Here is a 24,862-nt window from a genome sequence, read left to right as displayed (position 1 = left end):
GAAAAATTAAACGTTGCCTGAATGAGCAATTTACCGTTGCGACTAATTCGAGGATTGCCAAGCTTATGTAGACAGGTCAAAATACACTGTAATAACAGGACGTAAGTGAATAAAAATGACTTGCAGCTTATCGCTTGCCGCTTACAGCTCAATCCGATAACTTGCCGCCTGTCGCCTGAGGCTTGCGGCTATCTGAAAAGGACACTTTTTGAGTCAATTGCCACGCTTTTTTGATATCGCCATTCCTGTGCCGATGCGCCAGACTTTCACCTATCGCCTGCCAGAGCGTTTGTCTGGACAGGATGTTGAGGTTGGTCGCCGGGTACAGGTGCCATTTGGCAATCGTACCTTAATCGGCGTGGTCCTGTCAGAGCCGGTTGACCCAGAGCTTGATCCGGAAAAAATCAAAGACATTCAGGCGTTATTGCCACAAGAAAGCCAACTGGATGAGCAGCAGGTAAAATTTCTGCTCACCTGCGCCCGCTATTATCATCATCCGGTTGGCGATGTGTTTTCCCAGGCACTGCCGGTGCTGCTGCGCCAGGCAAATGACATTGATTTACGCCAACCTCTGTGCTGGCAGGTCGAACCATCACTAAGTGACGATGATCTGGCTGAAAAACTTGCCTCGATAGCCAAAACCGCTGTTAAACAGCAGGCATTATTTGCGTTGCTGAAAAAACAGGGGGCGATGACCTGGCCGCAAATTCGCTTGTCGGGTTTTAGCAAAGCACAACTCAACGCATTGCTTAAAAAAGAGCTGTTACTGGAATCGCGATTACCGAGCAAGGTGTTTCGCTTCGAACCTAAGCTTGTCGCGACCGAAAACAAATTACAGCTCACCACAGAACAGGCCCTGGTGGTTAGCCAGATAAGTCAGCACCTCAATCAATTTTCCTGCCATCTCATCGATGGCATTACCGGCAGTGGCAAAACCGAAGTCTATTTGCAGGTGATGGAGAAGGTGTTGCAACAACATCAACAGGTATTGGTGATCGTGCCGGAAATCGGCCTGACGCCACAAACCCTGCATCGTTTTGAGCAACGTTTTAATGTACCTATCATGCTGCATCATAGTGGCTTGAATGATGGCGAGCGCTTGCAGACCTGGCAGTCTGCGCGGCTGGGTAGCGCCGCGATTGTTCTGGCTACCCGCTCCGGGGTGTTCACACCCATGCCAAACCTGGGGTTGATCATCGTCGATGAAGAACACGACTCCTCATTAAAACAGCAGGAGGGCTTTCGTTACCACAGCCGTGATTTGGCAATTTTACGAGCCCGGCAACAGCAACTTCCGGTTATTCTTGGCAGCGCCACGCCATCATTGGAATCATTGCATAATGCACAACTGCAACGGTATCACTATCATCGATTAACGCAGCGCCCTGGCAACAGTAAACTTGCCAGTATGCAGTTAGTCGATATATCGACTCAACCTCTGGTCTATGGGCTTTCCGGTCTGGTTCAACAAGCGATGAGAACAACGCTGGAAAAAGGTGAGCAGGTATTGCTGTTTTTAAACCGGCGCGGCTTTGCACCAGCGATTGCCTGTCAGGAATGTCACTGGGTGTGTGAGTGTCAACGCTGTAATCGCCCTTATACATTCCACCATAATCAGCAACTGCTCGTGTGTCATCATTGTGGTAGTCAACGTCGGGTGCAAAAACAGTGTCAACAATGTGGCAGTGTGCGCTTGTCGCCGATGGGGCAAGGAACGGAACAACTTGAGCAACGCCTCGCCGAGTTATTTACCCACTATAAAGCGGTGCGCATCGATCGTGACAGTACCCGCCGCAAAGGCGAATTAGAAAAGCGCCTCGAAGCAATTGCTGACAACGAATATCAAATTCTGGTTGGCACCCAGATGCTTGCCAAAGGTCATCATTTTCCCAACGTTACCCTGGTTGTCATGCTCGATGTTGATGGCGCATTATTCAGTTACGATTTTCGCGCCCCAGAAAAAATGGCGCAGTTGCTGGTGCAGGTTGCCGGCCGCGCGGGACGCGCCAGTAAGCCCGGTAAGGTATTGATCCAGACACATTATCCGCAGCATCCTTTACTACAGGATTTGGTGAATAACGGCTACGAACATTTCGCCCGCTTTGCGTTAATGGAACGGCAACAGGCAATGATGCCTCCCTATAGCTTTCAGGGACTAGTCAGGGCCGAAGCCAATAATGCTTATTTACCTGAGCAGTTTCTTAGGGATATCAGCAGCCAGCTCAATAACTCCGAATGTGCATTGTGCGGACCTGTTGCGGCGCCAATGGAAAAAAAGGCCGGTAAATTTCGCTTTCACCTGACGATACTCGGTAAAGACCGCAAAAGCTTACATCAAACCACCCAATTACTGATCCAGCTGGCGGAGCATCACCCGAATAAAAACAAGGTGCGCTGGCATGTCGATATTGATCCCCAGGACATGAGTTGGTAACCGGAAATTGACCGGATGGCTTCGGCTTTCTTAGTGTTGGTTCGATCGGATCTGCGCCATGACCGAGAGTTTTGAATCAATATATTGAAAGCGTTGCTAGACGCAATTTCTCAGGTTTTTCAATATGGTCGGACAGAATGCAACATATTTACGAGATATATGCATTTTGCACAATTCTTCATTGGTATAAGTCGATTAACGCTGTACATTCAAATCAGGTTCGATAAAATTGCGGTTAGGATCACCCTCAGATCAAACATAAAAACAGAACAATGGCTCACAAAGATTATATTTCCAAGACTCGTCCGAAAAAGAAAAACAGCCCTTATCGAGCTAAGCGCCCGGTAAAAAAGCAAGCGCCTGCGGATTGGAAATTTAGGATCATCAGCATCGCGGCACTGATCATTGTCGTTGGAGTCGTTTATTTTTTAAATTTTATTGATGAAAATCCAGGCCCTCTGGCCGATCAGGGACAGTCTATCGAATCGCAAATAGCCCAGGTTCAGCAACAGGCGCAACAACCTGAGGAAAACGATGATCCATTGCCGGAAAAGCCAAAAGAAGAACTGGCTTTCTGGACCACCTTGCCGGAGAAAAAAGTAAAGGTAAGCGGTGGCTATGAAGTTGCCGATCCACAACGACGTAAACTGCAGTGCGCGTCTTTGCGCTCAAGAGCAAAAGCAGAAGAGTTAAAAGCGAAGATTGCCTTTACCACCGGACAACCATCTGATGTTCGTCGCAGTGAAGGCTCTAATGGTGTCTGGTATAAAGTGGTACTGGGCCCATTTGAAAATAAACGCTCGGCAGAGCGAATCAAACACGAACTGCGCAGTAACCAAATAAATGGCTGCATAATTTACCCCTGGTCTTGAAATCCAACCTGATCATTCCCACATAACCTACTATGTTTCTAACAGTCGTTGCCGGTTGACCTGGCAGCGACTCTCGTATTTTTGGGATTTGCGTTTACTCAGTTGAGCAAAAACGTGCCCAACCATATCAACAAAGGGGTCAATAGTGACAACGATTGTTTCTGTGCGCCGTGACGGCAAGGTATGTATTGGTGGTGATGGCCAGGTTTCCCTGGGCAACACGGTAATGAAGGGCAATGCCCGCAAGGTTCGCCGTCTGTATCACGATAAAGTATTAGCCGGATTCGCAGGCGGTACCGCCGATGCTTTTACGTTATTTGAACGGTTCGAAAATAAGCTGGAAATGCACCAGGGACATTTGACCAAAGCAGCGGTTGAGTTGGCAAAAGACTGGCGCAGCGATCGCGCATTACGTCGACTGGAAGCCATGCTGGTGGTTGCCGATCACACGGCATCACTAATCATCACTGGTAATGGTGATGTGGTGCAGCCGGAAAATGATCTGATTGCCATCGGCAGTGGTGGCAACTACGCCCAGGCTGCTGCCACAGCACTCTACGAAAACACTGAGTTAAGTGCCCGGGAAATTGTCGAAAAGTCCCTGAAGATCGCTGGTGATATTTGTGTATTCACCAACCAGAATTTAACCATCGATGAATTATAGGTTAAGGAATTAGTTAAATGTCGAATATGACTCCTCGTGAAATTGTTCATGAACTTGATCAACATATTATTGGCCAGATGGATGCGAAGAAGGCGGTTGCCATCGCCCTGAGAAATCGCTGGCGCCGGATGCAACTTGACGATGAGTTGCGTGCCGAAGTGACCCCGAAAAATATCCTGATGATTGGCCCGACTGGGGTCGGTAAAACCGAGATCGCCCGCCGCCTGGCAAAACTGGCAAAAGCGCCTTTTATCAAAGTCGAAGCGACTAAGTTCACCGAAGTTGGCTATGTCGGCAAAGAGGTTGAGACGATTATCCGTGACCTGACCGATATGGCGATGAAAATGACCAAAGAACAGGAAATGATGCGGGTACGCCATCTCGCTGAAGAAGCTGCGGAAGAGCGTATTCTTGACGTCCTGATCCCAAATCCACGCAACAGCTTTGGCGAAGAGCAGGAAACTGACAATAGTTCAACCCGCCAGGTATTTCGTAAGAAACTGCGGGAAGGCAAGCTAGATGACAAAGAGATTGAGATTGACGTCATGCAACCCCAGGTTGGCCTTGAAATCATGGCCCCTCCGGGCATGGAAGACATGACCTCACAGTTGCAAAGCATGTTTCAGAACCTGTCTCAGGACAAGAGCAAAAAACGTAAACTGAAAATTAAAGATGCGTTTAAAGCCTTGCAGGAAGAAGAGGCGTCGAAACTGTTAAACCCGGATGAGTTGAAAGAAAAAGCGCTGGAAGCGGTTGAACAGCACGGCATTGTATTTCTGGATGAAATCGACAAAATTTGTAAACGCGGTGATACCTCGGGACCCGATGTATCTCGTGAAGGCGTGCAACGCGATTTACTGCCATTGGTTGAAGGTTCGACGGTATCGACCAAACACGGTATGGTAAAAACCGATCATATTCTGTTTATTGCCTCTGGTGCTTTCCAGATGGCCAAGCCTTCTGACCTGATCCCTGAATTACAGGGTCGATTACCGATTCGGGTTGAACTTAAGGCGCTGACTACAGAAGATTTTGTCCGTATATTAACAGAACCGAATGCGTCACTCACCGAACAATATATCGCCTTAATGGCGACGGAAGGCGTGAAAATCGAGTTCTCTGAAGATGGTATCCAAGCGCTCGCGAACGCAGCCTGGCAGGTGAACGAGACCACGGAAAATATCGGTGCCCGCCGTCTGCATACTGTGATGGAGCGGTTGATGGAAGATTTATCATTCCATGCCGATGACCATAGTGGTAATCTGGTTACCATAGACAAGGCCTACGTACACAATAAACTGGATATACTGGTACAGGATGAAGATTTAAGTCGCTTTATTCTATAGTACAGTAGTATGACAAAAGGGCCGGGTGGCCCTTTTTTTTCAGGAGAAAACATCATGACCGTCAGTGATATCGTATGGAATAAGCGCGAGCGTCAATTACAACTGACATTTGCTGACGATTTCGTGGCTACACTGAGCGCTGAATTTTTGCGGGTCTATTCGCCGATGGAGAAAACTTCGGCGCAGGGTAAAGCGAAACCGCCGGTGAGCAATAAAAAGCTGGTGCAGATCACTGGCATCGATAATGTTGGTAAACATGGCCTGCGACTGCAATTTGATGATGGCCACCAGGCGGTTTATCGTCAGTTATTACTGAGTGAACTGGCCCATAACCAACATCGGCTTTGGCAGGAATACCTGGATGCGCTGGCTCTAACTGGCTCTACCCGGGAAGCGAATATCGAGATCAAACAACTGTAGCTAAAGGTCAAGTGATGCTGTCTCGTTACCTGTTTTTAATCCTCGGCCTGGTCATGGTTGGACTGGCAACCCTGGGAGCGATTTTACCCGGACTACCAACCACGCCCTTTGTCCTGGTAGCAGCGGCATGTTTCGCAAAATCCTCGCCCAGGTTACATACCTGGCTGCGTCAGAATCCGGTTTTTGGCCCGTTGATTATTAATTGGCAACAACATCGTTGCGTGAGTTTGCGCGCCAAAGTATTGGCGGTTGCCATGATCATCGGCTTTGGCGGCTACAGTCTGTTTTTTGCCATTACAAATCTATGGTTGCAAATCACCGTTGCGATATTTCTCGGCATCGGTTTAACAGTCGTATTAAGCCTGAAAACCTGCCCCACGTCTGATTCATAGTGCCACTGTCTGCTCATTACCTATTGCTAAAATAGACAACTAATGATCGATTGATGGTCATCTCTGCGTTTTTCATGTGTTGGCAGAAATTCTTTTATATTTATTTCATTTCCCTTTAAACCTTTTTCACGGATACTGCATCATAACTAACAAATCAATCAGTAAGTGTGGAATTCAGTGACCTTACAAGGACAACAAACCGTGATTGATGCCAAGCAGTTATTTGCTTCCAAGCAAGAGCAGGAGTGGATAGAGCTGGCCCAAAACGGTGACAGACAAGCGTTTCAGCAACTGTATCAACTGCATATCGGCAGAGTCTATGCACTTTGCGTGCGGATGATTGCGGACCGGGAGCAAGCCGAAGATGTCGCTCAGGAAGTCTTTGTCCAGGTGTGGTTAAAACTCGATAAATTTCGTGGTGACAGTAAGTTTTCTACCTGGTTACATTCGGTAGCGACCAACACTGCACTGAGTCATTTGCGGAAACAGAAAAACTGGCTGCAACGCGTGTTTAGCCTCGAAGAGGCAGCAAACAGTGAACCTGTTATCAATGACCATCCCGAGTTGTCTGATTTGGATAAAACCATTTTACGCTTGCCGGAAAAGGCCCGCCTGGTTTTCGTATTGTTCGCCGTCGAGGGCTACCGCCATGAAGAAATTGCCAACATGCTGGATATGGCCGTGGGATCGAGTAAGTCCCATTATCATAGAGCTAAAAAACTATTACAGGAGTGGTTGTGATCATGAAACAAACAATGAATGAACAGCAGCTGCAACAGCGAGTCGATGAGTTGCCTTCCGAAATCAAGCCAAAGCGTGATTTATGGCAGGGCATTGAACGTGCCATTGAGCTTAAAGCTCAGCAACAGCAAAAGCCTGAGGCAGGCAACAGTAAAACCCGCGTGATCAATTTTCAGCCGTTGGCGCTGGCTGCGTCGGTGGTATTGGCGGTGATCGTATTCTTTAACTATCCCGACGCTCAGCAACCGGTGCCTGAGCAACTAACCGCGGTGGAGATGATTGAGCAGCAGTACTTGCAGGAAAAGCAGAATATGCTGGTGAGTTTCGGTAAGCCGGATTTAACAAAATTACCGAACAATATTCGTCAACAGTTTGACGAAATCCAGTCTGCACGAGCCTCATTGCTGGAGGCATTGGAAGATGATCCGCAAAATCCAGATTTATTGAATCTGCTGAAATGGACGCAAAATCAGGAGTTAAGCCTCCTGGAGCAATTATATAGCCCGAAATGGCAAACAATTTAAGAGGTTACAACCATGCGCTTGATTCTTTTGTCAGTATTCTTTACCGCCTTTTCGACTTCAGTTCAGGCTGCGGATGCGCGCCAGGTTGATCAGCGATTACCTGCAGCATCAGACATCAATGTCGTGATCGAAAATATGCGAGGCAAGGTTACGATCACCGGCACCGACAAAGACGAAGTCTGGGTTAACGGGGTGATTGATGAAATGGCTACCGATTTTATTTTTGAGCAGAAAGGCAACACCATCTACGTTCAGGTAAAAATGCCGGCCAAAATCGATCAGAGCTTCTGGAGTTCGAAACAACAGGAGAGTGACTTTTCGGTCCAGGTGCCAATGGCCGCGGAGGTAAAATTTGCCGGCGTATCATCGGCGGTCAGCGTTGCCGACCTTAGCCAGTCATTGCATGTAAAAACCGTAAGCGGAAATATCGATGTCAGTAATATTGCAGATAAAGTTCGTATCGAGTCCGTTAGCGGTGATATCGACAGCGTCGACCTGAAAGGCAAGGTGATGTTATCCACGGTAAGTGGTGATATTGATGATAAAAATTCAGTTGGCCTGATCGAGCTTAATGCGGTCAGTGGCAATATTGCAGCCAATGGTGAAGCGAAAGAGCTAAATGCCAATGTCGTGTCGGGAAACCTTGATGTGAATTATCGCAACCTGTCGAAATTATCCCTGTCCAGTGTTAGTGGAGATGTCGATGCGAATATGGTTATCCTAGATGATGCCATTGTCAAAATGTCATCGGTGAGTGGCAATATTGCCCTGGTGATGCAGGAGCAGGCCAATGTTAGTGTTCGCATTGACAGTAATGCCGGCGGCAAGATCATCAATCGGATCAGTGATGATAAAGTGGTAAAAGCTAAATATGGTCCGAGCAGCCGACTCGATACTCAATTAGGCAGTGGCGCAGCCTCACTTAAAGCCAGTACCGTTAGCGGCACCATTCGTTTAAGTCACTAACCCATATTCCAGCCCTTGGCCCCTAAGGGCTGGAAACTTAACATCTTTTTTAAAATATCCCGCGCTATTTATCACCCCTCACAAGTGCTTGAGCTAGCACCTTTTTTCGAAAATTCAAGTTCAACATTTATTGCTTCTAAAAAAGGCGATAGTTAATTTTTGAGTTTATATTTAAGTAAAACGGCCAATTTCACGGTCTAAATTAATAACGGAATGAATTTTGTGGGGGCAACTATGAGTATTTTCCAACAGTTCCAGAGCCGCTACGAACAAGCCCAGGAAGAGGAGTATACTCTGGCGCAGTTTCTTGAGCTTTGTCGTGACGACAAAATGGCGTATGCCAATGCTGCCGAACGCCTGTTGGCCGCTATCGGTGAACCAGAGATGATTGATACATCCCAAGAGCCGATATTGAGTCGCATCTTCTCTAACCGGGTCATCGCCAGGTACCCGGCATTTTCAGAATTTTATGGGATGGAAGAGGCAATTGAGCAAATCGTCTCATACCTGATGCACGCGTCGCAGGGATTAGAAGAAAAGAAACAGGTACTTTACCTGCTCGGTCCGGTTGGTGGCGGTAAATCATCACTGGCAGAAAAGCTGAAAACCCTGATGCAGTCACAACCCATTTATGTGCTCAGTGCCAATGGCCAGCGAAGTCCGGTTAATGATCATCCCCTGGCCCTGTTTGATGCTGAAAATGATGGAAAAATACTCGAACAGGAATATGCCATTCCCAGTAGATACCTGAACGGTATTATGTCTCCCTGGGCTGCGAAACGCTTGCATGAATTTAAAGGTGATATTGCCCAGTTCAAAGTCAGCAAAATATACCCGTCCATTCTCGACCAGATCGCCATCGCTAAAACCGAACCTGGTGACGACAACAATCAGGATATCTCCTCTTTGGTTGGTAAGGTAGATATTCGCCAGCTTGAACATTTCGCTCAAAACGATGCCGATGCCTATGGCTATTCCGGTGCCTTGTGTCGGGCAAACCAGGGGTTGATGGAATTTGTCGAGATGTTCAAAGCGCCGATAAAAGTGTTACATCCATTGCTTACCGCCACTCAGGAAGGTAATTACAATCCGACCGAAGGCCTGTCGGCATTACCATTTGACGGCATTATACTTGCTCACTCGAATGAATCCGAATGGTTGAGTTTCAAAAACAATAAAAATAACGAGGCGTTTCTCGACCGGGTTTATATCGTCAAGGTACCGTATTGCATGCGGGTTACCGAAGAAATCAAAATTTATCAGAAACTATTGAGAAACTCGGAACTGGTCGATGCCCAGTGCGCACCGGGAACTCTCGATATCCTGGCCCAATTCAGCGTCTTGTCGCGCCTGGCAGTGCCGGAAAATTCCAGTATTTATTCGAAAATGCGGGTTTACAACGGGGAAACCCTGAAAGACACCGATCCGAAAGCTAAATCCTATCAGGAGTACCGGGACTATGCTGGCGTTGATGAAGGGATGTCAGGCTTGTCGACCCGTTTCGCCTTTAAAATTCTATCCCGGGTGTTTAATTTCGACCATAAGGAAGTGGCGGCCAATCCGGTGCACTTATTTTATGTGCTCGAACAACAAATAGAGCGCGAGCAATTACCCAAAGAGACCGCCGACCGCTACCTTGAATTTATTAAAGGCTACCTGATCCCGCAATATATCGAGTTTATCGGTAAAGAGATCCAGACCGCTTACCTCGAATCCTACTCGGAATATGGACAGAACATTTTTGACCGTTATGTCGTCTATGCCGATTTCTGGATTCAGGATCAGGAATACCGGGATGCAGAGACTGGTCAGATCCTCGACCGTAGTGCCCTGAATAACGAGTTAGAGAAAATCGAAAAGCCAGCAGGTATTTCGAATCCGAAAGATTTTCGCAATGAAATCGTCAATTTCGTGTTACGGGCGAAGGCGAATAACAATGGCAACAACCCAATCTGGACCAGTTACGAAAAACTGCGCACTGTGATTGAGAAAAAAATGTTCTCAAATACCGAGGATCTGTTGCCGGTGATTTCATTTAATACCAAGACCTCTTCCGATGATCAGAAAAAACACGACGAATTTGTCGAGCGTATGGTCGCCAAAGGCTACACACGCAAACAGGTACGTTTGTTGAGTGAGTGGTATCTGAGAGTCAGAAAGTCTTCTTAATTTCCAGCGTTTCCAATCAGGAGAAAAGGTAATGTAGTTTCCTGCCAGGGATTGGTTCAACAAAGGCATATAAGGCATGGCTAATTTTATTGACCGACGATTGAACAGTAAAAACAAATCTATGGTGAATCGCCAGAGATTTTTTCGTCGTCATAAAAACCAGATTAAGCGTTCTCTGGCCGACAGCATTAATGATCGTAAGGTGACTGACTTAACCACAGGTCAGGACGTATCAATTGCCAAGAAAGATTTGCTCGAGCCGGTATTTCGACAAGGTGATGGTGGCAGTAAAAACCGGGTATTTGCAGGTAATGACCAGTTTGCAGAGGGCGATAAAATTCCGCGTCCGAAAGCGCAGGGCGGGCAGGGCAGTGGCGCTGGCAATGCCAGCGACCGGGGCCAGGGACAGGATGACTTCGTATTTTCAATTTCCCATGATGAATATCTCAATTTGTTGTTCGATGATTTAGAACTCCCCAACCTGCAAAAAAGTCAACTCGACAAATTAGTGGAATACAAAACCGTCCGCTCCGGTTATTGCGCCGAAGGCGTTCCCGCCAATATCGATATCGTTAAATCGTTACAGGGATCGATTGCCAGGCGCATCGCGATGACCAGTGGCAAGCGACGGGAATTAAAAGCTTGCGAGCAGGAGCTTGAGCAGGTGCTGGCGAGTGAAAACCATGACCCCAATATCGTCGCCCAATTGCAGGCACAGATTGATATGCTCAAAGAGCGGATTAGTGCGGTACCCTTTATCGACAGCTTTGATATGCATTATCGCAATTACGATAAACAGGCGGTTCCCACATCTAAAGCGGTGATGTTTTGTCTGATGGACGTTTCCGGATCGATGGTGCAGGCCACCAAAGACATTGCTAAGCGGTTTTATATTTTGCTGTATCTGTTTTTAAGCCGTACTTACCAGACAATTGATGTGGTCTACATCATCCATCATACCCAGGCGAAAGAAGTGGATGAGCAGGACTTTTTTTACTCCCGGGAAACCGGCGGTACCATTGTTTCCAGCGCACTTGAGTTGATGCAGGAAATTGTCGCAGAACGTTATAGCTCGGGCGACTGGAATATATATGCGGCCCAGGCTTCTGATGGTGATAACTGGCAGGACGATACCGAAAAGTGTTATGAGTTGTTGAAAAACCAGATCCTGCCGGCGGTACGGTTCTATGCCTATATAGAAATCACCCAGGATTTACATAAATCTCTGTGGCAACGGTATCGGGCATTAGCCAATAGCGAAAGTCATTTTGCCATGCGTCGAATCCGCGAAATAAGCGATATTTATCCGGTGTTTCGCGATCTCTTTAAAAAATCGACCAATGGTGTCAGTGCGGGAGTGGTTAATGTCAAAGAATAACCAACATATCGCTGAGGCAAATGCTACCTATCGGGGGTGCCTGCCGGATTGCGCAGACTGGACCTTTGCCGATTTGCAGGTCTATGAGCAGGAGCTGGCCCGGGTTGCAGAACATTATCGACTGGATACCTATCCTAATCAAATTGAAATGATTACCTCGGAGCAGATGATGGATGCCTACGCCAGCGTGGGTATGCCTATTGGCTACCATCACTGGTCTTTTGGCAAGAAGTTCATCCAGACCCAACAAACCTATAAGCGTGGTCATATGGGACTGGCGTATGAAATTGTCATTAATTCAAACCCCTGTATCGCCTACCTGATGGAAGAAAATACCTTGACCATGCAGGCGTTGGTCATGGCACATGCCTGTTATGGCCATAATTCCTTTTTTAAAGGCAATTATCTGTTCAAGTCCTGGACCGATGCCAGCTCCATTATCGACTATCTGTTGTTTGCCAAAAATTACATTGCCCGTTGCGAGGAGCTGCATGGTGTCGATGAGGTGGAATCTACGCTGGATGCCTGCCATGCGCTGATGACCCATGGTGTCGACCGGTATAAGCGACCGCAGCGAATCTCTCTGAAAGAGGAGCGGAAACGACAAAAACAACGTCAGGAGTATTTGCAGTCTCAGGTTAACAGTTTGTGGCAAAAATTTGCCAGGCAGGAGCCGTCGGCAACGCGTGATAAAGCCAGGTTTCCTGAGCAACCGCAGGAAAACCTGCTCTATTTTATTGAAAAAAACTCTCCTCTGTTAAAATCCTGGCAACGGGAAATTGTCCGTATCGTTCGTAAGCTGGCACAGTACTTTTATCCACAAAAGCAAACTCAGGTGATGAACGAAGGCTGGGCCTGCTTCTGGCATTACACACTATTGAATCATCTATACGATGAAGGCAAACTCAGCGACAAATTTATGCTTGAATTTGTCCATCATCATTCCAATGTGATTGGTCAGCCGGCATACAACAGCAAGGGCTATTCCGGCATCAACCCCTATGCCCTCGGCTTTCATATGTTTACCGACATTCGACGGATCTGCGAGCAACCGACCGATGAGGATCGCGAATGGTTTCCTGAACTGGCCGGCACTGACTGGCTGGATGCGGTGCATTTTGCCATGCAAAACTTCAAGGATGAGAGTTTTATCAGTCAGTATTTGTCACCAAAACTGATACGTGACTTCAAGTTGTTCCATATCAAAGATGATGCGACCAGCCCTTATATCCGGGTCGAGTCGATTCATAATGAATCCGGCTACCGACGTATTCGCCAGGCGTTATCGAATCAGTATAACCTCAGTGAAATTGAACCTAATATCCAGATTATCAATGCCGATATTGACGGTGACAGAACCTTAACGCTGGAATACGTCCCCCATCAGAAGGTACCATTGCATCCGTCTTATCAGGAGGTTCTTAAACATCTTTATTATTTGTGGAAGTTTGACGTTAAACTGGTGCAACGAGAAGAAAAAGGCAATGAGCGGGTCATCGGTACCTGCCCTCCGAAACTGGATAACAGCTAAAATGGCTGCCAGCAAGCACTGGCAATCCTCCCGAAATTGTTGCCAAGCTGTAATTTTCACTTCAATTCTTAGCCGCAATGACTTATCTTGGAGAGTCAAATCAGCGATAATAGCTGAATTCATTCACTCTCGAGCAGGATCTTAAATTCATGGCGCAAAAGCAGGCCGCGCAGACGCAATTTAATAAAGCAGACCGTGACAAGCAGGTAGAACAATTAAAAGTTGCCCCGCATTCGATGGAGGCGGAGCAGTCCGTCCTGGGTGGCTTGTTGTTAGACAATGAAGCCTGGGATAATGTTGCCGAGCGTGTTGTTGCCCAGGATTTTTATTCCCGTTCCCATCGCATTATTTTTAATACCATTGGTGACCTGATTGAAAAGGGCAATCCGGTAGATTTGATCACCCTGTCCGAAGCTCTGGAAAACCAGCAGCAAATCGATGATGTGGGTGGCTTCGTGTATCTTGCAGAAATGATGAAAAACACGCCAAGTGCGTCTAACATCTATGCTTATGCGGCTATCGTCCGTGAACGTGCAGTAACCCGTGAATTGATTGCGGTAGCCAATGAGATTGCCGATGCTGGTTATGATCCCCAGGGCCGGGAAAGTAGTGAGCTACTGGACTTTGCTGAGTCGAAGGTCTTCCAGATAGCGGAGCAACGAGCCAATAAATCGGAAGGTCCGGAAAATATTCATTCGGTGTTGGAAAAGACGGTTGATAAGATTGAAAAACTTTACGGACAACCGCACGATGGGGTAACCGGGGTAAGCACCGGTTTTCAGGATCTTGATAAGATGACCGCCGGCCTGCAGCCGTCAGATTTGATTATCGTTGCCGCCCGTCCGTCGATGGGTAAAACCACGTTTGCAATGAACCTGGCAGAAAATGCGGCGATGATGCAGGACAAACCGGCTTTGATCTTCTCACTAGAGATGCCGTCCGAACAAATCATGATGAGGATGCTGGCATCCTTAGGACGCATCGATCAAACCAAAATTCGTACCGGCCAGCTCGGTGATGAGGATTGGGCCAGGCTCTCCTCGACCATGGGCCTGTTGATTGAAAAAGGTAAGATGTTTGTTGACGATGCCTCGGGATTGACTCCTACCGAAGTGCGCTCCCGTGCCCGTCGAATTCATCGTGACCACGGTGGCCTGTCATTAATCATGGTGGATTACCTGCAGTTAATGCGGGTGCCGGCGTTTAGTGATAACCGGACCCTGGAAATTGCCGAAATCTCCCGTTCACTAAAAGCACTGGCGAAGGAGTTGCAGGTACCTGTTATTGCCCTGTCGCAGCTAAACCGTAGTTTGGAGCAACGTGCCGATAAACGTCCGGTAAACTCCGATTTACGTGAATCCGGCTCTATCGAGCAGGATGCCGATTTGATCATGTTTATTTATCGTGACGAGGTATATCACGATGATTCGCCCGATAAGGGCACGGCAGAAATCATTATCGGTAAACAACGTAACGGCCCGATAGGCCGGGTGCGCCTGACCTTCCAGGGACAGTTTTCACGTTTTGATAACTATGCCGGTCCGGCGTTCGAAGAAGATTAGCCATACAGTTATACGGGACGCTGATATGCAGGCTATTGCTACCGCCGATATTCACCTTGATGCACTGGATCATAACCTGGCAACGATAAAACGCCTGGCACCGAACAGTAAGGTTGTGGCAATGCTTAAAGCAAATGCCTACGGCCATGGCGCTTTCACGGTTGCGCATCACCTCAATGGCGCTGTAGATGCATATGGCGTCGCCAGAATCGATGAAGCTATTGCGCTGCGAGAAGCGGGTATTAATACCGAACTGGTGTTAATGGAAGGCTTTTTCAGTGCTGATGACCTGCCCTTAATCGTCGCACACAATCTGCAAATCGTGGTTCACAGCGAATTCCAGTTATCTGCCCTCGAGGCCATGGCGGCGCTAACAGGACAGATTCAATTGCCGCTCAAGGTCTGGTTAAAAGTGGATACTGGGATGAATCGCCTTGGCATTGAACCGCAACAATTTCAGAGTTTTTACCAAAGATTACGCACTTGTCCTGTGGTTGATCGTGAGATTGTTGTGCTGAGCCATCTGAGCAGCTCAGATCAACTGAACAGCGATATCACCCCTCGACAAATCGCGCTGTTTGAACGTACCTGTACAGATGGCAGCTTCCCTCGCTCACTGGCCAATTCCGGAGCAATTCTCGCCTGGCCTGAATGTCATTACCAGTGGGTTCGTCCCGGGGTGATGCTATATGGGGTAAATCCATTGCATCCGGCTAACGTCGATGATGTGCAGTTAAAGCCGGTGATGACGCTACATTCCTCCCTGATTGCGGTTAAATCGATTCAGGAAGGCGACAGTGTCGGTTATGGAGCCACTTACACCGCCAGCCGCAATACCCGTATTGGTGTTGTTGCTATTGGTTATGGTGATGGCTACCCGCGTCATGCCAGGATCGGAACTCCGGTTTTGGTAAACGGTGTACGGGTTCCTTTGGTTGGACGCGTGTCGATGGATATGATTACCGTCGATTTGGGGCCTGAAAGCAATGCTCAGGTTGGCGATTATGTGGAGCTCTGGGGGCAAAACCTGGCCATCGAAGACGTAGCGGCCGATGCCGAAACGATTCCATACGAACTCCTCTGTAATATCACCGCCCGAGTCAAAATAGACGTTTTATCAAACTAAGACTATAGTGATTATATCCTCGGTTTCGAAGTCCTTGGCAGCAGAAGACAATGGAACCTGGCTAATTTAGAGGCTATAACATGGATACTAACAACGCCATCACTGTGCTGTATTACGATCAAACCGATATGACTTCGATTTGTGCGGAAGTGTTAACCGGGCTGGAAGTCGAAAAAAACCAGCGTGTCATTCTACCTCAGGGATATCGGGATGATAAAATTATCGTTGCCGTACTGGATGGCGATTGTCACGTTCGCAATTCACTTGGAGACCGTCAGGTCTACTCCTAATGTAATGTATTGAATTGATTGCCCGTGTTACTGGCAGTTATGGCAGGTGCCGTGGGCTTCAACAATCTGGTGACTGATGGTAAAACCACTGGCATCAGCCATCGCCCGCATTGCTAAATCCAGGTTGCCGGACTGAATTTCTTCTACGTGACCACAATGATCGCAAATCAGTAATTGGACCGGATGGGCGCAGTCACTGAAGTGATGGCACAGTACAAACGCATTTATCGATTCGATTTTGTGAACAAACCCCTGTTTGGACAGAAAATCCAAAGCTCGATAAACGGTTGCCGGCTTGGCGCCAGGGTCGATGGCTTGTAGCTTTTCCAGAAGATCATAGGCACCGATTGCCTGTTCACTTTCAGCCATTAATAAGAATACCTGCTCGCGGGCACTGGTTAGTCTGGCGCCTCGCTGTTTACAGGCCTGTTGTGCTTGTTTGAGAAGTTGTTCTGCCTTCATAGATAGAGAAATACATTACTTTTCAGCCAGTGTATCACAGTAATTTCATTTCGGGTAAGTTGCTGAAGAATTCCGGATTGTCAGTGAAATTGTGCGATCTCCCGGGAATTAATCGCTGCTGAAATTTTATCCATTGGCAAAGCTGTACTAACATATAGTCAGAGAATACTAATCTAACACTAAGCACCAGAGCGATTTGATTGAGCAGTTCAAAGATGCTGGCATTGAGATTTGTTTATGAACTTTCGCTTTCCATTATCAATATTATTGATAATGGTTTTTGCATTGGCAATTTTTGACAGTAAGGCGCAATCCCGGCCAACCATGTATATGGATGGCAAAGTATGGGATCCGGCGCTTGGCTTTGTTAAAAAAGATCTGTGCGTATACCAGCAAAAGCTTGTTGTTCTCAGTAAATGTTTTCGTTCCAGTAAGAAAATATCCTTTGACGGTTTCTTCTTGGTGCCGCCCTTAGCGGATGCTCAGCATTATGTCGCGGCTGTCGACCGTACCCGCAGCGATAGGTTACTGCGCAGTGGGGTTTTTTACGCCATGAATGCCAATGCATCCAGTACCGAATTGCCCCGCTTGCAATCCTTTTTTCGCAGCCCTACCACATACGATATGGCATTAATGCAGGGGGCGATTACTGCCGATTTTGCCCGATTCGATAATAGCCTCGCCGGCCTGGCGCCGATTCCCTATGAGCTTAATAAAAGCGCGAATAACGAGGTTTATCGCATTAAAGATAAGTTTGATATTCCCAAAACTGCAAAGCAATTGCAGGAGCAGGGTAGTAAACTGGTGAAAATTTTCCTGTATTACTCGGAGCGGCATCATTCTCGCAAGAATCGCCTTGATGTTGAAACCGTTTATGGTGTTGACCCGGAATTGGTCGCCGATTTGGTGGAAACCTTGCATTATCATAATATTCAGGTGATGGCTCAGGTTGAAACCGACTATGATACCCTGGTGGCGGCCGAGGCTGGTGTCGACTTTATTACCCAACTGCCGGGACACAGTATTAGTCGCGATCAATCCATTCAGCCCTCGGCTAAGTTATCGATCAAATCCATTCAGGCAATGCAGAAGAATCAGGTTAAAGTAATTCCTGTCTACCATCTGGCCCGCACGGTTTCCAGGCAAGCTGGTAAATCTGCGGTGACCGATTCACACCTGCAACAGCACTATCAGCTGCAACGCAATAACCTGCAAATGTTAAAGGCTTACAATATTCCGATACTGACCGGTAGTGGCGGGTACGCCAGGTTGTTTGATGAAGGCAAGCATTATTACCTGATTGGCGCTTTTTCTCGCCAGGAAGTATTAAATACCTTATTTGCTACGTCCCAGTATTTGTTTCCCAATCGAAAGCTCGCCTGCTTTGAGGTTGGTTGTGATGCCAGTTTTCTGGTGCTGGGCAAAGATCCCGGCCAGGGATTGGAAACCCTTAACCACATAGAGTATTCAATGAAACAGGGGCAGGTGATTGTGCCCCCTTCGAAACGGTTGTCTGCAAGGTTTCGCAGCAATCATTAGTCACCTTCGGTTAATTACGAATTAACTTAAGTGACCCGTCGACATGAATATCCCGTTGTGGAAATGCGATAACAATGCCGGCCTGATTAAACTGTCTGTCTATTTCATAGCGAATTTCACTACTTACTGCTCTGAGACCACCATCAACCGTTGAGTTTATCCAGAAAAACACCTCAAATATTAATGCGTTATCACCAAAGTCCTGAAAAAATACTGCAGGCTCAGGAGTCTGTAACACATTGGCTTGTGCTTTGCTCGCATCCAGCATTAATTGACTGACTTGCTGGCAATCGCTCCCGTAGGCAACGCCGATGCGCACGGTACCGCGGACTAAGCGATCACGCAATGTCCAGTTAACCACGGTATTTTCCAGTAATTTACTGTTAGGTATCAGTAAGTGCACGCCATCGGTACGACGAATTCGGGTAGAGCGTGTATTAATCTCTTCAACAATCCCCTTAACACCTTCAACCTCGAGAAAGTCACCGATACGAATCGGCTTTTCGCCAATTAATATCCAGCCACTGATAAAGTTATTAATAATGTTCTGCGCACCAAAGCCAAAGCCAATGGCAATGGCACCCGATAAAAAGGCAAAGGCGGCAATGGGCACGTTTAGCATTGACAGAGTTGTCATAAAGACAATCGCAATGGCGATGACCACGATGACCCGCTCAATAAGTTGAATAATGTTCGGGTCTTTTTCGCGGCGCGATAATGCCCCGGTGACGGCCTTTATGATTAATCGCACCCCCCAGAAACTCAAGGCGAGCCAGACCGGGATAATCAGAACTTCACCTACCGTCAAAGGTTCTTCATTAAAGGTTAACAGCGTGTAGTTTAAAATTGCTTCCAGCTTTTCTAACATTGGGTCCTGACTCATTGTTCACTGTTACTGATAATAAATGCCTCGGAGGCATCAATGTAAAATTTAGCCCCCAGAGCCTGTCGACCGATCAACATCAGATAGGTCATATCTGAGCGGTCTGTTAAGGTGATTTCGATTGGCCAGGTCAGGCTCCCTAGGGTTGCCATGGTCTCAATCACAAACCGTTGTTCGCTGGCACCATTGGATGATTTCACCTGACGAACGTCGTGAATCACCGCCTGACAGCGTTTCACCTTATCAATATCATAAAAATCCGGATGCAAATCAAATTCGATTCCCTGTTTCCCACCGATTTTTATTTTTTTAATATTATCAACATGTAATGAAGAAGTCTGTGCCCCGGAATCGACACGGGCAGTCAGCTGTCCGATGCCCAGTTCCGGTAATGCGATTTCTTCTAACCTACCAATAATTAACCTGTCCATTACAGTAATACTTCCCTTAATGGTTGCTCACCGACAAAATCCTCAGTCACCGATTCAATATGTTCGGCAACCTTGTCTTCGTCTTCCTGAAAGTAGGCAATGTGATACATGGCTTCGCCTTCCTGTACCAACGGAATATTTTGCTTACCGATGATCACACCGCTGTTAGCGGCAACAACAGAGCCTAACACTTCTCCGTAAGGACTGCCGATATGGGCCAGCACGTCACCTTTCTCGACACTGTCGCCGAGATCAAATTTGTGGCTGACAATGCCGCTGACACTGGCTCTTACCCAACCACTGTGATCGGCAACAAAGGGTTTCCTGACACTCTTACTGCGTTTGCCTTTGGCAATCATGCCCAGGTGCCTGAGAATGTTAATAATGCCCTTGAGGCCAATGCGGATTGACAATTCATCAAAGCGCAATGCTTCTCCGGCTTCATAAAGCAACACTTTGGTTTTCATTTCTACCGCAGCTTCCCGTAACGAACCGTCGAGAACCTCGGAGTGCAAAATCACTGGCGCGGCAAACACGTTCGCTAACAAACGTGTTTCCTCATCGTTCAGATCGGCGCGGATTTGCGGTAGGTTCGAGCGATGAATAGCGCCAGTATGTAAATCGATACCATAGTCACAATGGGCGACAACCTGTTGCAAAAACGTGTTCGCCACTCGCGCCGCCAGAGAACCTTTCGATGAACCTGGAAAGCTGCGATTAAGGTCACGGCGATCTGGCATATAGCGACTCTGGTTTACCACTCCATAGACATTAACCATTGGCACAGCGATAACGGTACCGCGACTTACCTTAAAGCTTTTCAGGTTAACCAGGCGGCGAATGATCTCAATGCCATTAAGCTCATCACCATGCACCGCGGCGCTGATAAACACGGTTGGCCCTGGTCGCTTGCCGCGGACAATGTAGACCGGTAAATCCACTTCCGCATCGGTATACAGTCGCGCAACGGGTAAAGCGATTTTCTTACTTTCACCCGGTAATATGCTTTGACCGCCGATCACAAATTCGCTCATTTATCCTTTTCCTCGGGTACGGTTAGCGTTTTGTTTGGCATTTTTTTCAATAAACTCAATGATTTTACCAGCAACATCCAAGTTGGTTGCCGTTTCAATACCTTCCAGTCCTGGTGATGAGTTTACTTCCATCACCATAGGTCCGGAGTGAGAGCGCAACAGGTCAACACCACAGACATTAAGGCCCATTGCTTTGGCGGCGTTGATCGCGGTTTCGCGCTCTTCTTTTGATAGTTTAACGATCTCCGCCGAACCACCACGATGCAAGTTGGAACGAAACTCGCCTTCCGCCCCCTGACGCTTCATCGCCGCAACAACCCGGTTACCGACGACCAGGCAGCGAATGTCGGCACCACCAGCTTCTTTGATAAATTCCTGCACCAGGATATTGGCTTTTAAATCCATAAAGGCTTCGATAATGCTCTCCGCTGCTTTGGCGGTATCGGCTAACACCACACCAATGCCTTGGGTACCTTCCAACAGTTTAATGACCAGCGGTGCACCACCAACATTTTTTATCAAGTCTTTGATATTGTCTGCTTTGCTGGCAAAACCGGTACGCGGCAAGCCAATACCTTTACGAGACAGCAATTGCAACGAGCGTAATTTGTCGCGAGAACGACTGATCGCTACGGATTCATTGACATTAAAGGTACCCATCATTTCAAACTGACGCGCCACGGCGGTACCGTAAAAGGTAATCGAGGCACCGATACGTGGAATGATGGCATCATAACGGGGCAACTCTTCACCATGATAACGAACCGTTGGGCGGCTACTGGTTATATCCATGTAGCAATGTAAGGTATCGATAACATCCACCTCATGACCTCGTTCACGGCCGGCTTCAACCAGGCGACGGGTAGAGTAGAGGTTTGGCTCACGGGAGAGAATCGCAATTTTCATCGTATTTATTTCCAATAGGGTTGCTGGCAAACAGCGAATAATTAAGTTGTGGTAAATGTAGTCGTGAATAAGTGAAAATAAAAACTAAATAAACTATGATGGTTTAACAAAAAAAATTTATTGATTGTGGCAAATGAAGATCGAACTGCTATCAACTTTTTTAGAAGTCAGCCATACCCTGCATGTGCGGGTGGCGGCGGAAAACCTGTTCCTGACCCAGGCTGCAGTAAGCGCTCGCATTAAGCAACTGGAGGAGGATCTTGGCGTCCAACTCTTTGATCGGTCGCAAAAACGCTTAAAGCTGACGCCTGAAGGACACCGTCTGACCAGGCATGCCAAAGAAATGCTTACCCTGTGGCAGAAAATTAAACTCGACGTCGGGATAGCACAGGATAATTCAATCCAACTGTTTGTCGGCTCTATTACCTCAATCTGGGACGTTGTATTACAAGACTGGCTACAAAAAATTCATCGTAACCTCGACGATGTCTGCTTACATACCAGTACCTACTCGTCGCTGGAGTTACGTAAACAAATTCAGACCCGGTTGTTGGATATTGCCTTTTTATTTGAACCTACCTACAGCGAAGATGTGATCACCGAAAAAGTGGCAACGGTACCGTTGCAACTGGTGTCGACCACAGACAACCTGAGCGTCAGTGACATCGAGAATTTTATCTCGGTCGACTATGGTGAATCGGTAAATTCCCAGTTTCGACGACATTTCAATGAGTTAATTACACCCAGGCATCATATGAGTCAGCCCCGGGTAGCATTAAATTTTATTCTGGATGCCGGCGGGTCGGCGTATTTGCCGAGGCAGTTATGTTTTGAATATATCCGCAAAAAAAAGTTGTTTCTGGTGGACAGCACGCCGGTTTTTGAGCGGGAAATATTTGCCGTCTACCTGGCCCAAAACCAGAAACTGGCTACCATCGAAGATGCATTGCAAATTTTTCCGCATATTCGCAGCTAACAAATAATATTTATCAAGTTACCGGGCTATGAAAAAATAATTTTGTTAAAAGAGAAAAAGGCTTATTAAAGCCATTTATTTTTTTTCAGTAACAGCGTCAGTAATACCGTTATCAACAACATAATAAATGAGACCAGATAGAAAGCATTTGGGTCATCAGCACCAGGCATGCCACCGACATTGATACCAAGCAGGCCAGTGAGAAATCCCAGGGGCAAAAAGATCGCCGCAACGATGGATAACACATACATACGGTTATTCATGGTTTGCCCGAGGTTAACATTAATTTCTTCCTGCAATACGTTGGCACGCTCTTTACATAAATCCAGCTCTTCAATATATAGCTGCAGGTGGTTCAGTGATTCGCGTATTTCAATTTTCTGTTCCGCGTCAATAAACGGGTTTTTATCGCTTAATAAGGTAAGCAGGGCGTCGCGTTGTGGCCCGAGATATCGACGAATCGCGATAATTTGCCGGCGCAGGTTTGCCAGTTCTGACTGAAATGTCAGTTCTTTGCTTTCAATGGCCGTCTCCTCAAAGGCGGACAAGGTTTCTTCGATAAAGTGAACGGTGCCTGCCATGTTGTCAGTCAGGTTTTCAATTAAGTCTGCCAGCCACGCGGATGGCGTTTTCGGACCAGCCTGGCTGGTGATACTGTGCGCAACTTTATCCAGAGATAGCAGCTTGCGACGGCCGGTGGAGAGAATAAAATCCTGAGCCAGGAATATTCGTACCGATACCATATCCTCTGGTTTGGAATCCTGAGCCAGATTGATACCACGCAGGGACAGTAAGATGCCTCCCTCGAGTAATTGCGCCCGCGGCCGAGTTTCTTCGGAGAGCAGGGCATCCGTAATCACATTATCGAGAGGGAAATCTTTGAGCTGTTCTCTGTTTTTAAGGTTGGTGTAATTTAAATGCAACCAGCGATCCTGGTGCGGTTGGGTGGAGATACCAGGTTCCCGGCCTGCCTGGGTACGCAAATCAAAATCGTATTCTTCTACCAGCAGCATGGTCATTACCCTTTCCTTGTTTTTGTGATTTAACAGACAGTTAAGTCTACTTTACCGGGGAATGTGACGGATTGAAACCAGGCATAATATCTTCATATACCGCTTTTATCAGATTTTGTGCCCTGGGATCGCCATTTAATGCCGACCCCATGCGCCGGGTGATATATGCCATACTAATTCCTGATTGCGGATCGGCACAGGCAAAACTGCCACCCCAGCCGCTATGACCAAATGCGCCTCGATTCGGTCCGTAAAGTCCATTGCTGTTTAGCGCAACACCGGCGCCCCAATAACGATCGCCGAGCATCTCATCTTTGCCGGCATTGTAGGCGGTGGTCATTTGTTGCAACGTACTTTTCCTGAATAAGGCTTTTTTCCGGTCGTTGGAAATAGTGGCTGCATACACTTTCGCCAGTGCATCTGCGGTTGCATGGATATTGACGGCAGGAATCTGAGCTTGCTGCCAGGCATCGCAATTTGCCAGTAATGCATCAGGCACTGGGTTTTGTATCGTATGCCGGGCAATGTCATTGAGGTAAATCGGCTGTTTATCCGGTTCTGGCGGAATAATAAGCGCGACGTTAGGTTTGCGTGGCACCGGCAGGCCAATATGTAAATCCGCTGCAAGTGGTTCGGCTATCTGTGTTCGGATGTAGTCGGCTGGCATTAATCCAGTGCTACGTCGAATAATTTCGCCCGCCAGCCAGCCAAACGTCATACCATGATAGGAAGCGGTCGAACCAGGACTCCACAACGGAGCCTGTTGCGCTAAACGTTGGGTGATCAGTGACCAGTCATATAAATCATCTGGTGAGGTAGGCTCTTTAAACCCGTTTAAACCCGCTTGGTGCGATAATAATTGTGCCAGGGTGATCTCGGCTTTACCGTTGGCAGCAAACTCGGGCCACCAGTGCCTGACCGGTAACTGATAATTCAGTTCGCCGGAATCAACGAGCTGGGCAATGGCTATTGCGATGATTCCCTTACTGGTCGACCATACATTTGTCAGGGTTTGTGGCTGCCAGGGAATATCGGCATTGTCCTGTTGCAAGCCGCCGATTAATTCAAGACGCTTTACACCATGTTGATATACGCTAAAGCTGGCGCCAACGTCCTGAAATTCATCATCACGGTTGAAATGCTCGGCAAATGTTTGGGTAACTCGCTGAAATTCAGGTGATGAGGTTAATACACGAATCATGA

General features: G+C 47.4%; 24 protein-coding genes. 17 read left to right on the top strand and 7 right to left on the bottom strand.

Annotated features, from left to right (window positions below):
- Positions 1 to 208: 208 nt before the first annotated feature.
- The 15 genes from priA (at position 209) to E8M12_RS08965 (ending at position 16,415) form a co-directional block, all read left to right on the top strand.
- The gene (priA, locus tag E8M12_RS09035; protein WP_246034088.1) at positions 209 to 2,434 is read left to right on the top strand and encodes a primosomal protein N'; all 2,226 of its coding nucleotides are present in this window, start codon (positions 209 to 211) and stop codon (positions 2,432 to 2,434) included.
- A 272-nt stretch (positions 2,435 to 2,706) separates the two neighbouring features.
- Complete coding sequence (locus E8M12_RS09030; RefSeq protein WP_136735821.1) at positions 2,707 to 3,306, top strand: SPOR domain-containing protein; 600 nt, start codon at positions 2,707 to 2,709, stop codon at positions 3,304 to 3,306.
- Between the two features lie 145 nt (positions 3,307 to 3,451).
- On the top strand, positions 3,452 to 3,970 hold the full coding sequence (gene hslV / locus E8M12_RS09025; protein WP_136735820.1) for an ATP-dependent protease subunit HslV: 519 nt from the start codon (positions 3,452 to 3,454) through the stop codon (positions 3,968 to 3,970).
- A gap of 17 nt (positions 3,971 to 3,987) precedes the next feature.
- The gene (gene hslU, locus E8M12_RS09020; RefSeq protein WP_136735819.1) at positions 3,988 to 5,316 is read left to right on the top strand and encodes an ATP-dependent protease ATPase subunit HslU; all 1,329 of its coding nucleotides are present in this window, start codon (positions 3,988 to 3,990) and stop codon (positions 5,314 to 5,316) included.
- A 54-nt stretch (positions 5,317 to 5,370) separates the two neighbouring features.
- A complete protein-coding gene (locus E8M12_RS09015; protein ID WP_169303092.1) occupies positions 5,371 to 5,736 on the top strand; it encodes a gamma-butyrobetaine hydroxylase family protein in 366 nt (121 codons plus the stop codon).
- A gap of 14 nt (positions 5,737 to 5,750) precedes the next feature.
- A complete protein-coding gene (locus tag E8M12_RS09010; protein WP_211245020.1) occupies positions 5,751 to 6,128 on the top strand; it encodes a YbaN family protein in 378 nt (125 codons plus the stop codon).
- Between the two features lie 177 nt (positions 6,129 to 6,305).
- The gene (locus tag E8M12_RS09005) at positions 6,306 to 6,869 is read left to right on the top strand and encodes an RNA polymerase sigma factor (RefSeq protein ID WP_136735817.1); all 564 of its coding nucleotides are present in this window, start codon (positions 6,306 to 6,308) and stop codon (positions 6,867 to 6,869) included.
- Between the two features lie 2 nt (positions 6,870 to 6,871).
- Positions 6,872 to 7,393, top strand: coding sequence for a hypothetical protein (locus tag E8M12_RS09000; protein ID WP_136735816.1), 522 nt, complete (start codon positions 6,872 to 6,874; stop codon positions 7,391 to 7,393).
- Positions 7,394 to 7,405: 12 nt separating this feature from the next.
- A complete protein-coding gene (locus E8M12_RS08995; protein ID WP_136735815.1) occupies positions 7,406 to 8,359 on the top strand; it encodes a DUF4097 family beta strand repeat-containing protein in 954 nt (317 codons plus the stop codon).
- A 234-nt stretch (positions 8,360 to 8,593) separates the two neighbouring features.
- On the top strand, positions 8,594 to 10,528 hold the full coding sequence (locus E8M12_RS08990; protein WP_136735814.1) for a PrkA family serine protein kinase: 1,935 nt from the start codon (positions 8,594 to 8,596) through the stop codon (positions 10,526 to 10,528).
- 76 nt (positions 10,529 to 10,604) lie between these two features.
- Positions 10,605 to 11,906 carry a YeaH/YhbH family protein gene (locus E8M12_RS08985; protein WP_136735813.1) on the top strand — a complete coding sequence of 434 codons (1,302 nt, stop codon included), beginning with the start codon at positions 10,605 to 10,607 and terminating at the stop codon, positions 11,904 to 11,906.
- Positions 11,893 to 13,437, top strand: coding sequence for a SpoVR family protein (locus E8M12_RS08980; RefSeq protein ID WP_136735812.1), 1,545 nt, complete (start codon positions 11,893 to 11,895; stop codon positions 13,435 to 13,437). Before E8M12_RS08985 ends, E8M12_RS08980 begins: the two co-directional genes overlap by 14 nt.
- A 149-nt stretch (positions 13,438 to 13,586) precedes the next feature.
- Entirely contained in the window at positions 13,587 to 14,999 is a 1,413-nt protein-coding gene (gene dnaB / locus E8M12_RS08975; protein WP_136735811.1) for a replicative DNA helicase, read from the top strand.
- A gap of 25 nt (positions 15,000 to 15,024) precedes the next feature.
- Positions 15,025 to 16,125, top strand: a complete 1,101-nt coding sequence (alr, locus tag E8M12_RS08970; RefSeq protein ID WP_211245019.1) for an alanine racemase — start codon at positions 15,025 to 15,027, stop codon at positions 16,123 to 16,125.
- Positions 16,126 to 16,205: 80 nt separating this feature from the next.
- A complete protein-coding gene (locus tag E8M12_RS08965; protein WP_136735809.1) occupies positions 16,206 to 16,415 on the top strand; it encodes a DUF2375 family protein in 210 nt (69 codons plus the stop codon).
- Between the two features lie 27 nt (positions 16,416 to 16,442).
- Here E8M12_RS08965 and zur read toward each other — a convergent pair whose 3' ends face one another.
- Positions 16,443 to 16,877 (bottom strand): zinc uptake transcriptional repressor Zur, encoded by a 435-nt coding sequence (gene zur, locus E8M12_RS08960; protein WP_136735808.1) that lies wholly within the window; start codon positions 16,875 to 16,877, stop codon positions 16,443 to 16,445.
- A gap of 237 nt (positions 16,878 to 17,114) precedes the next feature.
- On the opposite strand from zur, the gene E8M12_RS08955 reads away from it, so the two are divergent.
- Complete coding sequence (locus E8M12_RS08955) at positions 17,115 to 18,416, top strand: amidohydrolase family protein (RefSeq protein WP_136735807.1); 1,302 nt, start codon at positions 17,115 to 17,117, stop codon at positions 18,414 to 18,416.
- Between the two features lie 10 nt (positions 18,417 to 18,426).
- Here E8M12_RS08955 and E8M12_RS08950 read toward each other — a convergent pair whose 3' ends face one another.
- The 4 genes from E8M12_RS08950 to rimK are packed head-to-tail and all read right to left on the bottom strand — an operon-like array spanning position 18,427 to position 21,670.
- Positions 18,427 to 19,299 (bottom strand): mechanosensitive ion channel family protein, encoded by an 873-nt coding sequence (locus tag E8M12_RS08950; RefSeq protein ID WP_246034087.1) that lies wholly within the window; start codon positions 19,297 to 19,299, stop codon positions 18,427 to 18,429.
- On the bottom strand, positions 19,296 to 19,730 hold the full coding sequence (locus tag E8M12_RS08945; protein ID WP_136735806.1) for an ATP-dependent zinc protease family protein: 435 nt from the start codon (positions 19,728 to 19,730) through the stop codon (positions 19,296 to 19,298). Before E8M12_RS08945 ends, E8M12_RS08950 begins: the two co-directional genes overlap by 4 nt.
- The gene (locus E8M12_RS08940; RefSeq protein ID WP_136735805.1) at positions 19,730 to 20,764 is read right to left on the bottom strand and encodes a succinylglutamate desuccinylase/aspartoacylase family protein; all 1,035 of its coding nucleotides are present in this window, start codon (positions 20,762 to 20,764) and stop codon (positions 19,730 to 19,732) included. Before E8M12_RS08940 ends, E8M12_RS08945 begins: the two co-directional genes overlap by 1 nt.
- The gene (gene rimK / locus E8M12_RS08935; RefSeq protein ID WP_136735804.1) at positions 20,765 to 21,670 is read right to left on the bottom strand and encodes a 30S ribosomal protein S6--L-glutamate ligase; all 906 of its coding nucleotides are present in this window, start codon (positions 21,668 to 21,670) and stop codon (positions 20,765 to 20,767) included.
- A 133-nt stretch (positions 21,671 to 21,803) separates the two neighbouring features.
- On the opposite strand from rimK, the gene E8M12_RS08930 reads away from it, so the two are divergent.
- The gene (locus E8M12_RS08930) at positions 21,804 to 22,646 is read left to right on the top strand and encodes a LysR family transcriptional regulator (RefSeq protein ID WP_136735803.1); all 843 of its coding nucleotides are present in this window, start codon (positions 21,804 to 21,806) and stop codon (positions 22,644 to 22,646) included.
- Positions 22,647 to 22,711: 65 nt separating this feature from the next.
- Here the strand turns inward: E8M12_RS08930 and E8M12_RS08925 are convergent, their stop codons facing one another.
- Positions 22,712 to 23,665, bottom strand: coding sequence for a zinc transporter ZntB (locus E8M12_RS08925; protein WP_136735802.1), 954 nt, complete (start codon positions 23,663 to 23,665; stop codon positions 22,712 to 22,714).
- 40 nt (positions 23,666 to 23,705) lie between these two features.
- On the bottom strand, positions 23,706 to 24,860 hold the full coding sequence (locus tag E8M12_RS08920) for a serine hydrolase domain-containing protein (RefSeq protein WP_136735801.1): 1,155 nt from the start codon (positions 24,858 to 24,860) through the stop codon (positions 23,706 to 23,708).
- Between the last annotated feature and the right edge of the window lie 2 nt (positions 24,861 to 24,862).

The sequence above is a fragment of the Thalassotalea mangrovi genome (genome assembly GCF_005116735.1).
Taxonomy (GTDB): Bacteria; Pseudomonadota; Gammaproteobacteria; order Enterobacterales; family Alteromonadaceae; genus Thalassotalea_A; species Thalassotalea_A mangrovi.
Note: the sequence above shows the minus strand (reverse complement) of the source record. Positions and strands in the feature narration are given on the sequence as shown.

Bases quoted from the DNA above. Each gene is read 5' to 3' on its own strand.
- hslU (WP_136735819.1), top strand. From the start codon at position 3,988: ATGTCGAATATGACTCCTCGTGAAATTGTTCATGAACTTGATCAACAT.
- alr (WP_211245019.1), top strand. From the start codon at position 15,025: ATGCAGGCTATTGCTACCGCCGATATTCACCTTGATGCACTGGATCAT.
- E8M12_RS08920 (WP_136735801.1), bottom strand. From the start codon at position 24,860: ATGATTCGTGTATTAACCTCATCACCTGAATTTCAGCGAGTTACCCAA.
- rimK (WP_136735804.1), bottom strand. From the start codon at position 21,670: ATGAAAATTGCGATTCTCTCCCGTGAGCCAAACCTCTACTCTACCCGT.
- E8M12_RS08985 (WP_136735813.1), top strand. From the start codon at position 10,605: ATGGCTAATTTTATTGACCGACGATTGAACAGTAAAAACAAATCTATG.
- zur (WP_136735808.1), bottom strand. From the start codon at position 16,877: ATGAAGGCAGAACAACTTCTCAAACAAGCACAACAGGCCTGTAAACAG.
- E8M12_RS08930 (WP_136735803.1), top strand. From the start codon at position 21,804: ATGAAGATCGAACTGCTATCAACTTTTTTAGAAGTCAGCCATACCCTG.
- E8M12_RS08950 (WP_246034087.1), bottom strand. From the start codon at position 19,299: ATGAGTCAGGACCCAATGTTAGAAAAGCTGGAAGCAATTTTAAACTAC.
- E8M12_RS08965 (WP_136735809.1), top strand. From the start codon at position 16,206: ATGGATACTAACAACGCCATCACTGTGCTGTATTACGATCAAACCGAT.
- E8M12_RS09030 (WP_136735821.1), top strand. From the start codon at position 2,707: ATGGCTCACAAAGATTATATTTCCAAGACTCGTCCGAAAAAGAAAAAC.
- E8M12_RS08990 (WP_136735814.1), top strand. From the start codon at position 8,594: ATGAGTATTTTCCAACAGTTCCAGAGCCGCTACGAACAAGCCCAGGAA.
- E8M12_RS08925 (WP_136735802.1), bottom strand. From the start codon at position 23,665: ATGACCATGCTGCTGGTAGAAGAATACGATTTTGATTTGCGTACCCAG.
- E8M12_RS08955 (WP_136735807.1), top strand. From the start codon at position 17,115: ATGAACTTTCGCTTTCCATTATCAATATTATTGATAATGGTTTTTGCA.
- E8M12_RS09000 (WP_136735816.1), top strand. From the start codon at position 6,872: ATGAAACAAACAATGAATGAACAGCAGCTGCAACAGCGAGTCGATGAG.
- E8M12_RS08980 (WP_136735812.1), top strand. From the start codon at position 11,893: ATGTCAAAGAATAACCAACATATCGCTGAGGCAAATGCTACCTATCGG.
- E8M12_RS08995 (WP_136735815.1), top strand. From the start codon at position 7,406: ATGCGCTTGATTCTTTTGTCAGTATTCTTTACCGCCTTTTCGACTTCA.
- E8M12_RS09010 (WP_211245020.1), top strand. From the start codon at position 5,751: ATGCTGTCTCGTTACCTGTTTTTAATCCTCGGCCTGGTCATGGTTGGA.
- E8M12_RS08945 (WP_136735806.1), bottom strand. From the start codon at position 19,730: ATGGACAGGTTAATTATTGGTAGGTTAGAAGAAATCGCATTACCGGAA.
- E8M12_RS09015 (WP_169303092.1), top strand. From the start codon at position 5,371: ATGACCGTCAGTGATATCGTATGGAATAAGCGCGAGCGTCAATTACAA.
- dnaB (WP_136735811.1), top strand. From the start codon at position 13,587: ATGGCGCAAAAGCAGGCCGCGCAGACGCAATTTAATAAAGCAGACCGT.
- E8M12_RS08940 (WP_136735805.1), bottom strand. From the start codon at position 20,764: ATGAGCGAATTTGTGATCGGCGGTCAAAGCATATTACCGGGTGAAAGT.